Origin of the sequence: Caldithrix abyssi DSM 13497 (genome assembly GCF_001886815.1) — a bacterium.
Lineage (GTDB): Bacteria > Calditrichota > Calditrichia > Calditrichales > Calditrichaceae > Caldithrix > Caldithrix abyssi.
Map to the genome: position 1 here is coordinate 2182133 of NZ_CP018099.1, position 15760 is coordinate 2197892.

The 15760-nt window shown below is 41.2% G+C and carries 9 protein-coding genes; 7 read left to right on the top strand and 2 right to left on the bottom strand.

Features of this window, described 5'->3' with window-relative positions; genetic code table 11:
- The first annotated feature begins 188 nt into the window (after positions 1 to 188).
- The gene (locus Cabys_RS08525; protein ID WP_006929930.1) at positions 189 to 1775 is read left to right on the top strand and encodes an IS1182 family transposase; all 1587 of its coding nucleotides are present in this window, start codon (positions 189 to 191) and stop codon (positions 1773 to 1775) included.
- 160 nt (positions 1776 to 1935) lie between these two features.
- Here the strand turns inward: Cabys_RS08525 and Cabys_RS08530 are convergent, their stop codons facing one another.
- Together Cabys_RS08530 and Cabys_RS08535 are read right to left on the bottom strand one after the other, a co-directional pair.
- Positions 1936 to 2658 carry a superoxide dismutase gene (locus Cabys_RS08530; RefSeq protein ID WP_006929931.1) on the bottom strand — a complete coding sequence of 241 codons (723 nt, stop codon included), beginning with the start codon at positions 2656 to 2658 and terminating at the stop codon, positions 1936 to 1938.
- Positions 2659 to 2785: 127 nt separating this feature from the next.
- Positions 2786 to 4039 carry a lipoprotein N-acyltransferase Lnb domain-containing protein gene (locus Cabys_RS08535; protein WP_006929932.1) on the bottom strand — a complete coding sequence of 418 codons (1254 nt, stop codon included), beginning with the start codon at positions 4037 to 4039 and terminating at the stop codon, positions 2786 to 2788.
- Positions 4040 to 4554: 515 nt separating this feature from the next.
- Here Cabys_RS08535 and Cabys_RS08540 point away from each other — a divergent pair.
- The 6 genes from Cabys_RS08540 to Cabys_RS08565 all read left to right on the top strand — a co-directional run bounded on the left by Cabys_RS08540 (position 4555) and on the right by Cabys_RS08565 (position 15754).
- Positions 4555 to 5331: a cytochrome b/b6 domain-containing protein gene (locus Cabys_RS08540; RefSeq protein ID WP_006929933.1), complete on the top strand. Its 777-nt coding sequence runs from the start codon at positions 4555 to 4557 to the stop codon at positions 5329 to 5331.
- A gap of 755 nt (positions 5332 to 6086) precedes the next feature.
- Complete coding sequence (locus Cabys_RS08545; protein ID WP_006929934.1) at positions 6087 to 6641, top strand: RNA polymerase sigma factor; 555 nt, start codon at positions 6087 to 6089, stop codon at positions 6639 to 6641.
- 104 nt (positions 6642 to 6745) lie between these two features.
- The gene (locus tag Cabys_RS08550; RefSeq protein ID WP_006929935.1) at positions 6746 to 7831 is read left to right on the top strand and encodes a FecR family protein; all 1086 of its coding nucleotides are present in this window, start codon (positions 6746 to 6748) and stop codon (positions 7829 to 7831) included.
- Between the two features lie 12 nt (positions 7832 to 7843).
- On the top strand, positions 7844 to 10810 hold the full coding sequence (locus Cabys_RS08555; RefSeq protein WP_150125325.1) for a TonB-dependent receptor domain-containing protein: 2967 nt from the start codon (positions 7844 to 7846) through the stop codon (positions 10808 to 10810).
- A 356-nt stretch (positions 10811 to 11166) separates the two neighbouring features.
- Complete coding sequence (locus Cabys_RS08560; protein WP_006929937.1) at positions 11167 to 13647, top strand: TonB-dependent receptor; 2481 nt, start codon at positions 11167 to 11169, stop codon at positions 13645 to 13647.
- Positions 13648 to 13867: 220 nt separating this feature from the next.
- Positions 13868 to 15754: a sodium:solute symporter family protein gene (locus Cabys_RS08565; protein ID WP_006929938.1), complete on the top strand. Its 1887-nt coding sequence runs from the start codon at positions 13868 to 13870 to the stop codon at positions 15752 to 15754.
- Positions 15755 to 15760: the final 6 nt, after the last annotated feature.

A 15760-nucleotide genomic window follows, 5' to 3' on the forward strand; every position in this document is an offset into this window, starting at 1 on the left:
TCTGGGTAGGCCTCTTAGCTTACAAAGAGTGGAATGAGGAATGACATTTCGGCGTCCATTCAACCAATCAGCGGGGTAAAAATTTTTGCATCCCACCCCGGAGGCTGTTGCAAATTCAGTTTGAGTAAAATTCAAAAAATTTGTAAATTCTGGGCGACAGATAAAACAAGTAATAACAAAGGAATTCCATGAGTTTTATTACTTATAATCGCTCACAAATGAATCTCTTTGGCTATAGTGTGGAAGATTTTGCCAGAGACGATCCAAAGAGTCGATTTGTAGTGGAGTTGGTTTCGCGCCTTGATTTAAGTGCACTTTATTCCCGTTATAGTTCACAAGGCGGTGATTCTTATGCCCCAGACATGATGCTTGCCTTATGGTTTTATGCTTATAGTAACGGCATTACCAGCACCCGTAAGCTGGAGGAATTGTGTAAATATGATACGCGCTACATTTATATCACTGGGAATCAGCATCCGGATCATAGTACATTAAGTCGTTTTCGCAAGGCACATTTGGATTTATTAGACCAATATTTTGTAGAGATACTTTTAATTGCCCAGGCCGAAGGCATAAGTAGTTTCAACCAGATAGCCATAGATGGCACGAAAATCAAAGCGCACAGCAGTAAGCGTCATGGCTACACTGAGGATCAATTAGACAAACGTATAGAGAAGTTAAGAGCAGAGATCAAGCAATACATGCAGCGCTGTAATTTTGTAGAACAGGGGGCCACGGATGAATTAGATTTAGAAACTCTTCGAGCGGAGAAAGAACGGCTTGAGCGCTTAGAGAAAGAGATATTAGAACGTAAAGCCCAATTGAAAGAGCGTAAGAAACAGCTCAAATCAGAACATCGTTCAAGACATCAAATAAATGTAAAAGAGCCGGATGCCCGCATGATGCCTTCGGTGGATGGGCCGGGTTATAACGCACAATTAGGCGTAGATATGTCGAGTCATTTAATTGTAGCCCATGAAGTGGTAAGCCAGCCCAACGACCAGGGTCAATTCATACCGATCCAAGAACAAGTAGAGAAGAATCTTGGTTCAGATGATAAGCGATCTTACACAGCCGATTCCGGTTATCACAATAGCGCAGACCTAAAAGAATTGGAAGAAAAGCAGATCGATGCCGTAATAGCCGATCCCCAGTTATCCAATCGTTCGATAAAGGAGACACCGACCTCCAAGGAAGAATTGCAAAAAGAAGAAAGAAAACTAAAACGAAGTGATTTTGTGTATCATGAACAGGGAGATTACTATGAATGTCCGGCGGGTAAGAAGCTTTTTCCAGTTGAGAGGAATAGCGAACGGATCGTATATCGTTCCAATGATTGTCAGGACTGTCCCTTAATTAATTTATGCATTTCCAGTAAAAAGAAAGTTAAGCAAATCCATCGTTCAGTTAATGAGAGTTATTGCGAACGTATGGCGAAAAAGTTACAAACTTCAGCGGCGCAGGAACGACTAAAGAAGCGTTCGGTGACAGTTGAACCTGTTTTTGGTAATTTGAAGCATAATTTAGGCTATCGTGGATTTTCCTTATCTGGTCTTAATAATGTTCGTAGTGAATTTACGTTAATGTGTATTGGGCATAATATTAATGTTCTATTTAAAAATATGTTAGGGAAACGTTTAGCAGCGTTTATAAAAGCATCACAAGAAAAAGATGATCTATTAATTTTATTTTCAAAGAATATTTTGGCATTTTTAATTCTATATTTTGCCCAACGTTTAAGAATGAGAAAAAATTATCAATATCGGAGAATATAAACATTAATTCCTCCCCCCCCCCCATGCAACAGCCTCCCCGGTGGGACAGATGCTACGAAGGAAGTTTTCTAAAAAATAAAAAAAGCCGGCCATTGCTGACCGACTTTTAGGGTCTCAGGGAAGGGCATGTTTAGATAGTAAAACTAAAAAGTTTGTCTCTTTATTTCCGCAGAGCTAAAATATTTTTCCAGACCTGTTCCCAGTTGACGATATTCCACCATGCTTCGATGTAAGCGGCCCGTTTGTTTTCGTACTGTAGATAATAGGCATGTTCCCAAACGTCGATACCCATCACCGGAGTGCTGCCCCAGGGCGAGAGTTTCTGTTGATTTTCGGCCTGTAGAACAATCAACCGATCGTCCTGCGGGCGGTAATGGAGTAGCCCCCAGCCGCTGCCTTCAACCGCTTTGGCCGCTGCGGAAAATTGCGCTTTAAAGGCTTCAAAGCTACCAAAGTCGCGTTCAATCATCTTAAGCAGTTCGCCTTTCGGTTTACCGCCACCGCCTTTGCCAGCCGGCGCCATCACTTTCCAGAACATGGAGTGTAAAAAGTGTCCGCCGCCGTTAAAGGCAGCTTTACGCGACCAGTACTGAATTAAACCGAAATCGCCGGTTGCCCGCGCTCTGGCCAGTTCTTTTTCCGCCTTGTTTAATCCTTTTACATAACCGGCATGATGCTTACTGTGGTGTAATTCCATAATTCTCCTGTTAATGTATGGTTCCAGCGCATCATACGCGTAGGGTAACGGCGGTAATTTGTGTTCGGTTAGTTGGCCGCTGAGGTCCGCAGATTGTTCTGCATTGGCCGCCATAATATGAGGCGCTAAAATACCGCCAGCCATTACCAGGCCGCTTGCTTTTAAAAAGTTTCTACGATTGGACATGTTTTCCTCCTGAAATTATTTTGAAATTAGAATATTGTAACCGTTAAAGATAAAAAAAAATTCCGCGACTAAGATGGTTTTGTTAAAATTAAAAAATCATTTAAGATAAGCAGAGCGCTGTTCTTTTTCAGGAATCGATGAACATGCTTTCTGGCAGCCGTAAAAAGCTAATGGTCATGCCAATGGTGACAGGCATAATGAAGCAAAAGGCCAGAAGGTTGTCCTGGTCAAAGGAAGGTAAAATAAGTTTTAAAAGAATTAACAAACCGGCGCCTGCCAGTTGTAAAATCCACAAAAACTTTAACGATTTATAAGCCCACGCTTTTTCGCGGGCCAGAAAAATGGCAAAAACGGCGATTAACAAGGTAAGCGGATTGGCCAAAAGAATATTTTCGTTACCGTAGGTCACGTCGTGTTCGGTAAAAAACATCACAAAAAATAACACCAGGCCAGGAATTCCTAAAACCAATCCCAGTAAAAAGTTGTAAAGACTGAAAATCAGCGTAAACCAGCGAAAGGGTCTTCGTTTTTGGATCAGAACTAAAAGAAGAGCCAGGCCTCCGATGAATAAACCGAAAAACAAGACCGGCCATTCGTGTCGAGGGACGTTTTTCGGTGTGGGCGAACGGTTGGCCTTAAACCAGATTACCGGAGAGTCGGCAAGGGCGTGTTGTTGCCCTGTGCTGTCTGTGTAGCTAAAAGCCAGCACGTGTCGTTCCAGTTCATCGGGTAAAAACATTTCGTCCCATTTTGTAATGGGTTGATCGATGCGGTCGCTCATCAAGAACATGAGCAGCCATTCCAGGGCGGGATTTCGGGCCACATAACGTCTGGTGTGTTGACGCAAGGTCATGGATGCCGGCGCTTGCATGGCCTGTTTAAACTGACCGTCAACCGCCTGATCCAGCAGGTCTCGCAAACGAGTGGAACAGTTATCGTAATAATGATGGTAGAGGTATTTTTTGTTTTGTGGTAAAATATTCCATTCTACAAAGCGGGCAAGCTTTAATCGGCTTTTTAAGGGGATGTTCAGATGGGTCAGCCGAATTTCACGGTTTTCGCGACGGTAGTAGTTAAAATAACCGCTAACGGAAGCGCGGCCTACTTCAAATATTAGCCGTCCCATAACAAAACGGAAAATCATATCATTGTCAAATGAATAGAGTCCGTAGTTGTAGATGGCCGATTGCTGCAGCACGGTGTCTTCCACAATCAATGCCACATGGCCCCAATAAGAAGGAATGTCGTCTCCCGGTCCAAAAGTTACCAGGTAAAAGGTCAAATTTTCTGCTTTGCTCTGGCCGGTTGCCCAGGGCATGGGAGCGGAAAAGAGTAAGCGTACCGTTAAAAGCGCAAGTAAGATGAATTTAATGTGTTTCATTGTTCAACTCTATCTGAAATTAAAAGGCAAAGTTAAAAGGCAAAAGCATACGGCGCAACTTTTAGAAGAAGAGAAATGGATGTGTTTTATGGTTAGAACGTTGAATGTTTTTTAATCAATTCTTCTGCTGGGGAAATCACATCTATTGAGGCGGTGTATGTATTGATTGGAATGATGATCAACTTAATCAATTACTTTCAAATGCCTTCAGATTTGAACAATGATTTAAATTTGCAAAATAGATGCAGATGTTTTTAGTTTTTTTTAAATTCTATTCTCATTATGAGTTGAAAATGAAATCAGGTACGAAGGGGATGGAATCATTAGCATAGACGGGTAAAGACGGTAGCTTAGAAGAATACGCATAGCAGTAAATTATGGCGCTTTTAAAGACAAATATTGCCGGGCGGTGCGCGAAAAAGCCCGGCCAGGTATTTTTGAATACTTTACAGGGGCGCTAAACCTGAAGTTAAACATGTAGGAGTCTATAAACATTAAAAAGGAGTTAAAACATTATGAAAACGACAAATCGAGTTTTGGTGTGGGACCTTCCTACACGTATATTCCACTGGCTATTTGCAGGAGGATTTTTTGTTGCGGCTATCTTCGCTTTTGGGTTTGGCGAACATAGCCCGTTTTTTTCCTATCACGCCATATTCGGCCTGATAATCTTTTTGATCGTTGTTTTACGAGTCCTCTGGGGATTTATAGGCACGCGCTATGCTCGTTTTGACTCGTTCACTTTTAGTCCTAAAAGTGTGTTTGAGTATTTAAAAGGAGCGCTTCGGGGTGATGGAAATAAGTATGTCGGACACAATCCGGGATCGGCGTATGCAATTTTCGCCATGCTTATAATGATGATTGGACTTGGCATTACAGGTATTATGCTCGGAACAGGTAACGAATGGGTTGAGGAGTTACATGAGATCCTTGCTTATGCTATGATCTCAGTTGTTGTGTTACATATCATGGGCGTGCTGTTGCATATCATCCGCCACAGGGAAAATATTATTGCAAGTATGATTCATGGCAAAAAAGAAGTAGAAGCTCATCAGGCCATCTCTTCATCACGTCCGATTATTGGAGTTATTTTTCTTGTTCTTACAGGAGCGTGGGCCTGGGGGCTTTATGCGAACTACGACGCATCAATACAATCTACACGGCTGCCGCTTATTGGGACTCAGCTACAAATTGGCGAAATAGAGAATGAAGATGAACCTGACCAAACTGAAGACCACGGCTATAAAGACGACCACGATGAATATCACGAAGATGAAGAATGTGATGATTAATGTCCGGCTAACGATTATTACGAGCAAGGAATTTAGAAAGTGAGAATGTTTCATGGAACGCCAGTCTGGTGGGAGAGTGTGCATCGTTTTTATTGGGGACAGATGTAAACAATTTTTTAGCTTCCGGAAAAAAATAAACGCGTCGACCTGACTATACTTGGGCCTACCTGGTTACTATATTTTTGTAAACAAAGCTTATTTCATTTAAATTGAAATAAGCAGCTAAGGCGGCAATGCCGTAATCCAAAAACGCCAGGATATTTTTAATTATCCGCGGGAAAAAATGCGACTTAAAATATCTTGCGGTTAATTAAATCAAGGATTTTGGGGTTGCGGCAATGCCGTCCAAGATTTGAGAATCACTAAAAATGAGAGGTAAGCTTAGAAAACCAGAAGAATAATGTAAGAAAATACCCTTACTTCCTTTACTTTAAGGAAGAGTTGGAGATATCGCGTTATCAATATAAAATTATCAGTATTGAGGAGGCACATTAAGTATAAAATGGATTTACTTAATTCTTTTCTGCATATTCTTTTGCGAATGAGTTTTCTAATTTAATAAATTTGTAGCCAGTGGGCGTCTTATGTCAGAATAGCGAAAAATCTTTTCTTTCTTTTTCTTATGGGAATAGAACGGAGGAGTAGTACAAATACTTATTTATCCAGCAAGGTAATAAATAATTGAGTGGTGGTTTGAAAAAACATGGATTTACGCTACTTTAGTAGAGTTGAACTAAAATTATCAAAATAATTGGATGAAATTAACTGTTCAGACAGACCAAGAACTGTGGAACGCCTTTCGACAGGGAAATCCTGAAGCATTGGCTGAGATTTTTACAATGAATTATGCCGCATTGTACAACTTTGCTTTTACTATTTGCCATAACGACGAGCTATCTAAAGATTCCATTCAAGAATTATTTACCTATCTCTGGGAAAAACGAGACAAATTGGCTGAAGTCAAATCTATACGATTATATCTGTTCACTTCTTTGCAGCGGTTACTAATAAAAGAACTAAAAAAAAGCAAAAGTAAAGAAGAAAAAAATAAGATATATCAGGATGAATTTCCTGATCATGCCTTTTCTGCACAAGATCTCTGCATATTCGAAGAGATCAACGAACACCTCAAACAAAAGTTAAAATCTGCTTTAGATGAAATACCACAACGGATGCGCGAAGCCTTATATCTCAAAACTTATAACAACTTTTCTTATAAAGAGATCAGTCAAATTATGAACATCTCTTCTCAAGTAGCCCGCAATTATGTTTCTGAGGCCCTGCATCGATTGAGAAAAATTCTTTCTTAAAAATTAAAAATTTTTCTTTTTGAACATTACAAAATCAAAACTTCTGTCTCTATAATAATAAAAGTAAACAAAGGAATGTTCATTTTATTATAGCAGGTAACGTAATGAAATACAAAACCAATGAAAAATTAGTAGACGCATTACTTAGCGATGAAAGTTTTCAAAGGTGGCTTTCTGGCAACGGAAGCGAAGAAGATAACGAAAAATGGTCCAGATGGCTTGGCGAAGGTCCTCAAAATGAAGCGATGTATCGCCAGGCATTAGAACTTTGGCAAGCGGCGCAATTCAAAAAATATCCGTTACCCAACGTACATAGCGAATTAAATAAACTTTTTAACCGACTAAATATGCAGAACGATCAATGTAAGCCTAAATGCAGCAAGTCTCGTCCCACTATTTTAACTATGAATAGACAACTTTTCTGGAAACTGGGGGCGGCTGCTATTTCTGCTGCCGCTGTTCTTCTCATCGTATTTCATTTAAATTTCTCCATTCTAAACTTTTCTTTTGGTGATGAATTTACCACTGTTACCACAAAATATGGACAGCGAATTACGCTTCATTTAGAAGATGGTTCAAAAATAATTCTTAATAGCAATTCTATCTTAAAGTATCCAAAAAATTTGACGCCAGAGACCAAAAGAGAACTATATCTACATGGTGAAGCGTATTTTGAGGTTACCCGGAAACCGGCTGGGCCTCAACACGATTTTACTGTGGTTACCGATGAAGGCTTAATTTCTGTCATTGGTACCAGCTTTACAGTTAGTTCCAGAAAACATCAAACAAAGGTTGCTTTGCTTAAAGGCATAGTTAAAGTAATGGCCAGAGATAAATCGGATAATTTTAAAATTTCTACCAGTATAATAATGAAGGCCGGTCAGTGTTTGCGCTTTACACAAAAAGCCAAAGTACTGAAACCGCAAAACAATATTAGCTCTTTGCAGGCATCTTGGTGGAAGGACCAGCTCATATTAAATAATACTTCATTGGAAGAGATCGTTGCTCGTCTTAAAGAAACGTATGGCGTTGAGGTTGAATTAAAAGACCAGCAGTTATTAAAGAAAACCATCACCGGATCAATTGAAAACAACAGTCTGGATTTCATTATAAAAACCTTATCCAGTGTATTACAGGTTCCGGTTAGCGTGGAAGGGAATAAGGTAATCTTTGAAAAATCAAATATTTAATTTAATAAAATAGTGCGTTTATACAATATGCGTCTTTTAATAACAACGATACTTTGCGGTAAACTTTTGTTTGTTCTGGCAATTTCTCAGGAAATTTCTAAAAACAAACCTTTCATTAAAAGTATGGATGATTCCATAGAGTATCAGATTCCTCTGGAAAAAGTTTTTCGGATGTTAGAGAAAAAATATGACGTTTATTTTGTTTATGAAAATCAAATCGTAAATGGTTTAAAGACGCCGCTAATCAAAGAATTTTCCGGAAATATCTTTAAGGATCTGCAAAATATTTTAAAAAAACATCATCTGCAATACAAGCTTGTGGGTAAAAAAACCTTTGTAATCATAAAGAAAGCGTTCAGTAAAACGAGCTTTGGTAAGATAAGAGGATTTGTAACAGACAGTGATGGAAATCCCTTACCAGGTGCCGAGGTCATACTGGTAAATGTTAAGCTGATGGACATTGCCGATAATAAAGGCGCCTATATTTTTGATGAACTTAAAAAAGGCGAATACCTTGTTTCAGCGCAAATGATTGGGTACAAAGCAAAATCTTTTCTTGTTAAAGTGCCAGCGGGTGGAATTGTAGATAAAAACTTCTTCCTTGAGCCGGATATACTCGATATGGAAGAAATTGTAACCGTGGCCTGCCGAAATCCTTTTATGAAATTGGAATCCAGTGTGGCCATAACCACGGCCAATAGCAAACAGATAGCTGAGCGCGCGCCTCAAAGTACGGCTGAATTGTTGAAAGTTATTCCAGGGTTTTATGTGGAAAGTTCCGGAGGCGAAGTATCCAACAATTTATTTCCTCGTGGAATTCCCCAGGATGGCTCCTATCGTTATGTGGCCATGTATGAAGACGGCTTGCCAATTTTTGAAGCTCCGGAATTAGCATTTGCCAATATCGATATTATGATGCGCCTGGATGAAAGTGTGAAAAGCATGGAAGGCGTACGCGGTGGAACAAGTTCCATTTACGCCAGCAATGCCCCGGGCGGTGTCATTAATTTTATTAGCAAAACCGGCGGCAACAGGCGCGAAGTAATCATTAAATTATCGGCCGGTACGCACGATTTTAAACGCCTGGATTTTAATTATGGCGGGCCCCTGTCAGAAAATTTTAAGTTTAACGTGGGCGGTTTTTTCCGGCACAGCCAGGGCGTCCGCTCGGCTCATTTTACGGGCAACAGCGGCGGGCAAATAAAATTAAATATAACCCGCCTTTTTAAAAAAGGCTATTTTAGAGTCTATGGAAAATACCTGAACGATAGGAACATCTTCTATTTACCTATTCCTTTGCAAAATCCGAATGACCCCGAATCAATACCCGGCTTAAATGCTAATTACGGAACTATGACCAGTGTCCATGCTGCTAAAACTTCCTTCCCCAGCCCTTTTGGGAATATCTACCAGCGTGATATCCGAGATGGTATCCATCCCGAATTGATGTCCTTTACCCTTGAATATGTGTACGATTTTGGAAAAGGCTGGAGCATTCAGAACAATTTTCGTGTTATGAAAACAGATATTGATTTTAATGCTATTTTCCCTCTGGAAACGCCATTTAACGCCTCATTTTTTGCAGACTCTATTAAACATCTATCTGATAAGCCTGAAATCGCACGTTGGGAGTATCGGTTTGTCGATAATGGCGCACCGATTAAAAACATATCCAGCTTAAATAACAACGGATTAGTTGCTTTAAATGGATGGTGGACGATCTCGAAACCATTAAAAAATTTTGTAAACAATTTGCAAATCAATAAAAAATTTGGCGAACACAAAATTAGTTTAGCGGGATATTTCAGTAAATATAGCGCCGGAGATTTTTGGTACTGGCATAATATCTTAACCGAAGTTAAAGACGCCCCTCGCCTTTTGGACCTGGTCGGGCTAAATGCTGATGGCGAGGTGGTTTATCAAGTAACGGACAACGGTTTTGAACAGTATGGTAGCTTTTATGTTAATGCTATGAGCCATGCCACTGTTTATTCAACCTATTTTACAGACGAATGGCAGGCTACAAAAAAACTGCGGCTTGATATGGGCGTACGCCTGGAATCACATCTTTTTAAGGGAAAAGTAGAAAATACCAGAGACGATTATATTATCGGCGATGGCGAAACTGAGGCCGAGCGAAACGTTATTTTTGGCGATAGCACTTTCCGCTATTATCAGCATAAATTTAATGAATGGGCTTTTTCATTTGGTGGAAATTACAGCATTAATCACCATTTGGCTTTATATGGACGGCTTAGTCGCGGCTTTAGAACGCCCGATTTTGAACAGTGGATTTTTTCCGAAAACAGGGGGAAATCGCAATATATTTATCAGATAGAAGGCGGTTTAAAAGTTGCCAGCCCACAATTTTCTTTGTTTAGTTCGGTTTTCTTTAGTCATATAAATAATATCCCCTTTATTGACGAAGTTTTTAAAAATGGTCGCATCGTCCATGAAAAGCGCTTTGCAAAAAGCCGAACCATTGGCCTTGAATTTGAAGCCGTATTTATCCCTGCAAGCGGTTTACATTTAAATTTAATTGGCACAATCCAAGATCCCCGATTGCTGGAATTAATAAGCAACAAAATTGATCCCGAAACCGGAGCGGTTACTTATAAAAATTTAAGCGGCAATCGGGTACGTCGTATTCCGCAATTTATAATTGACTTCAGGCCATCTTATAGCTACAAGGGGTTTAATATTTTTTACAGTTGGCAGTTCATCGGCGAACGTTTTGTTGACGATGCCAACACGGCGGTCTTGCCCGGTTATAATCTAATTTCGGCCGGCGCTTCTTATAAGTTTTTTGAAAACAAAATTCGATTGGGAGTCAATATCTCGAATTTAACCAACACTCTTGGCTTAACCGAAGGCAATCCACGAATTGAGCAGGAATTTGCCAACCGCCGCCAAAATGTGTTCATGGCAAGACCCATCCTGGGGCGTTTTGTCAATTTAAGTTTAACTTTAACTTTATAATTAATGTAAGTTTAACTAAAAAAGGAGGGGCTATCATCAATGTTTATCTTAAGTTATGCGTTTCGAAATGATTATGTACAACCAAACTGAGGAGGAGATGAAGCCAAGAATAGTTTTTCAATATTATTGTTTCCTAACAAAGCAAAAATAATGTTTGATTCGATTGATAGGCTATTTAACTCGAATCAGGATAAACGACGTCGCCTGACGTTCCGAAAAGATAAGAAATCATGTTCCCGCCAAAGAACGTGAGATTTCTTATCCGTCTTCCGCCAGGCGGGTCGCTTATCTCTTGGATTGACAACAAGACAACATTTTTTCAAAACGTGACTTGTCATCAACCACAGGAGGAAAATATGAAGTTTTTTTATCAATTTCTAATTATTTTATTGGCATCGGCAACTTTGACCAACGCTCAGGGCACAGGAAAAATCGCCGGTTCGGTAACCAGCGAAAAAGGTCCGATGGTAGGAGTAAATGTTTATCTCGAAAACACCACCATCGGCGCCGCTACTGACGCCAACGGAATGTATTTTATCGATCGTGTTCCTGCCGGGGATTATACTCTGGTAGCCAGTTCTGTAGGGTATAAAACGGTTAAAATTAAAATAACCGTAAAAGAAAATGAAACCGTGAAACAAGATATCAAAATGGTGGAAGACCCCTTACTATTGGACGCGGTAGTTGTTATTGGTACGCCCGGCGGAATAGGGATACGTAAAAAGGACGCCAGCTTTGCCATAAACACTATTGATGCCACACAAATTAACCGGTTGTCTCCCAGTAGCACGGCAAGTCTTTTAGACGCAATCCCGGGCGTCTGGTCCGAAAGCTCCGGCGGCGTTGCTGGTGCCAACATTTTTGTGCGTGGTTTGCCGTCTTCTGGCGATGCGCCCTTTGTGACCATCTCTATTAACGGAGGTCCCACATACGGAGTGGAAACCCTATCCTTTTTTGAACAAAGCTCAATTTTTCGGATCGATGAAACGGTAGCACTAACAGAGGTTACGCGCGGCGGTCCGAATGCCGTTTTTTCTAATGCTGAACCGGGCATGACCGTAAATTTCAATTTAAGAAAAGGCGGCGAGAAAACCGAAGGACGGTTGAAATATGAAACATCCGACTATTATCTGCAACGTTTTGGCGGCTACATGAGCGGTAAAATTGCGAAAAATCTTTATTATATGGTTGGCGGTTATGTTAAAACATCTCCCGGAATTAGAAACACACAGTTTAATTCGGAAAATGGCCGACAACTGACCGTTCAATTAACCAAACTGTTTAAAAGAGGCGCTTTGAATGTTTTTACGCGTTTAACGAATGATTATGGTCAATGGGTATTACCAATGGCGCTTAATACAGGAAATGATCTGGGCACATTTTCACCATTGGGGAATGCCACCCGTTTCCGCACTCTTCAGATTAACGCTCAGGGCGATAGCGCTACGTTTGATTTTGCTAATGGTCGTGGCTGGAACGGCAGCATAAGTGGACTGAACGCCAACTTTGATCTCGGTGGTGGCTGGACGATCACCGATGTTTTGACCTACACCTCAGGCGATGCCAATACATTTGGTTTTGTGCCTAATGGTAACCCCATACCCGTTTCTGCGCTGGGTTTGGCTACAGTAAAAACCAGAAGCGGAAAAGTACTGAAAGGAACGGATTATGTGCAAAATTACGGCCATTGGGTAGTTCTCAAAAATATTCAGTCTATTACAAACGATCTAAGTATTAATAAAGAATGGAAAAATCATAATATAACTTTCGGAGTGTATCAGGCGCGCTGGACGGCAAAGGATTTTTGGACTCTGGGTAATCATATACCCGTTGAAAATATCGCCAATGGCGATATCTTAGACGGTATTCCCGCTGATTCCATTGCAGCGCATGGCGGCGGCGGACCGTGGAATTATGGCTTAAATTCCGCAGGCGATGCCAGAGTATTTGCTGGCTATCTGGCTGATTCGTGGAAAGTTATGCCGGCCCTGCGAGTGGACATCGGCGCTCGTTACGAATGGATAGACCTGGAGTACACGCTCGATCATGGCAGTATTCCCGATGGCATCATCGATAAAACTGTTTCGACTAAAGGGAAAGACTATGCATTTACGGCTGCGGTTAATTACGATCTTTCTCCCGTGCTCGGAACCTTTGTACGGTATTCCGACAGTTATCAATTCCCCCATTTTGATATGCTTCGAGAAGGCAAATACAGTATTGATAATAACGGTGATGTTGAAGCCAATGATTTTAAACAATACGAACTTGGTTTAAAATATGATTCACAACTTTTCAGCCTGTTTGCCACGGGTTTTATGAATCAGGTTTACGTTTTTGACGGAGATGTGGGCGCAAAAAGAGAAGCTGCTTTACTTAATACCAGAACGATTGGAATTGAGCTCGACGGTGTGTTTTCAGTGCAAAATTTTATGCTACGCGCTATCGCCACCTATCAAAAAGGAGAGATCACCGAGGCTGATGTTGCTCCAGAAGTTGTCGGAAACTCCATCTGGCGTCAACCAGACTGGCAGTTCAGAATTGCGCCAAGCTATAATCTGGCTTTAGGTAAGCTCAATGCAACTATTTACGGCGCTATTCGCTCGGTTGGAAAACGCTGGGATTCCAGAGATAATGTCTTTCAATTGGATGGATACACTAAAATTGATGCAGGTGTAATTGTTTCTACGCCTGGCAATATTTCTTTTCAGGTCTATATCGATAATTTGAACAATTCCGAAGGCTTGACCGAAGGCGATCCGCGGGATCCGATGGCAGCCAACGGGCGGCCCATATTTGGCCGTTCAATTCGATTTTCGGTCATTCATGATTTTTAAATCAAAAAACGTAAAACATACTCCTGCCAGGCATGAGTAATTATGCAAGCGTATAAACCAGGCAGGTGTTTGTAAATGTTATTAAAAAACACTGGGATGCTGGGGTCGTTTTACGGCCCCGGTATCTTTGATTCAAATAATAATAAAAGGCTGTTTGATTAAAATTAAAAAAACTTCGCTACCATTTTTACCTAATTAAATCCATAATTGAAGGAAGTTTATGATTGATTTACTAATTGTATTAGCATTTGTAATCTATTCAATTTCATCGGGATTTATAGCAAAAAAGAAAGCTTCTCAAAACCTAAACGAGTATTTTTTAGCGGGCAGGACGATAAGCGGATGGCGGGCTGGATTTAGCATGGCAGCAACACAATTTGCTGCGGATACGCCTTTACTGGTTACCGGTTTAATTGCCACCAGCGGCATTTTTATGCTCTGGCGACTGTGGATATATGGGATTGCCTTTTTGATGTTGGGATTCATTTTTTCCATTGGTTGGCGCCGCGCAGGGGTTTTAACAGATGCCGAATTAACAGAGGTTCGGTACAGCGGAAAAGGCGTTTTACCGTTAAGAGTGGTAAAAGCAATCTACTACGGGACAGTGATCAATTGTGTGGTAATGGCCATGGTGTTAGTAGCCGCTGTCCGGATTGCAGAAGTTTTTTTACCCTGGCATTTGTGGCTTCCATCAGGAATTTACAATTTTTTCTTGAACATTACTACGGCATCGGGCATTTCGTTGGGGAGCAGCGTTGCAAAGCTGGATCCTATTGTTGCCACCACCAATAACATTATTAGTATTTTAGTAATCGTCGGTTTTACCACGCTTTACTCAACTACGGGGGGCTTGCGCAGCGTGATCTCTACCGATGTCGTGCAGTTTAGCCTGGCAATGGTCGGAACTTTAATATACGCCATCGAGGTTGTACGACATATTGGTGGAATTGGCGCCATTGTAGATAAAGTGGTTGCCCTTTATGGCGTTGACATGGCTGATAAAATGCTATCTTTTGCGCCAACCGGCGGCGAGATGTTGCTTCCTTTTTTAATAATAATCGGTTTACAGTGGTTTTTTCAGATGAATAGCGACGGAACCGGTTACCTGGCGCAGCGTTCAATGGCTTGTTCCACAGACCGCGACGCACGCATTGCGGCGCTGGTTTTTTCGTGGATGCAAATTTTTTTAAGAAGTTTAATCTGGCTTATCATCGGCGTAAGTTTACTCGTCTTTTATCCGTTTACACCTGCAGATGCGGCCGGAAGTAATTTTGCCGCCACTCGCGAAATTCTTTTTGTTACCGGAATTAATGACATCCTTCCCATTGGTATTAGAGGCATTATGCTTACCGCCATGTTGGCCGCGCTGGCTTCTACCATTGATACCCATTTAAATTGGGGTGCCAGTTATTGGAGCAACGATATTTACCAGCGCCTGATTTGTAACAAATGGCTTAAACGGCAGCCGAAAAACAGCGAACTGGTCTTTGCCGCCCGCTTGTCTAATATTTTTATTTTGCTCATTGCGCTTACTATTATGGCAAACTTGAGCTCTATTCAAACGGCCTGGTTTATTTCTCTGCTTTTCGGTGCGGGAATGGGATCGGTATTGGTACTACGATGGCTGTGGGAGCGCATTAATCTGTTCTCCGAACTGGCCGCCATTATAGTTTCTTTAATTGTGGCGCCGATTCTCCTTGTGGTAACAGACGTTGAGTGGATTCGGCTGGGAACCATGGCTCTGGTTTCCACCACAACGGCCATACTGGTAACTTTCTTTACGCCCAAAACCGATCCATCTGTTTTAGTGGCTTTTTACAAAAAAACACGCCCCGTGGGGTTCTGGCGTAAAACGGCTGTACTGGTGGGCGACAATGCCACAGTGCCTGTTAAAAAGTTATTTAAAGAAATTAAAATAACTTTTTTTGCCGCCGCCTCATTATTTTTGATGTTAATCGGAGTCGGAAAATTGCTGATTCCCACGCCAGATACGTCGCTATTTTTCCCTTTACTCTATGTGGTTATCGCGCTGGCTCTTACGCCCATCTGGTGGCGTGAAGCGACAAGTGACCCTGCGGATACCATCAAAAAAGAAGAAAATGTGTAAATAATG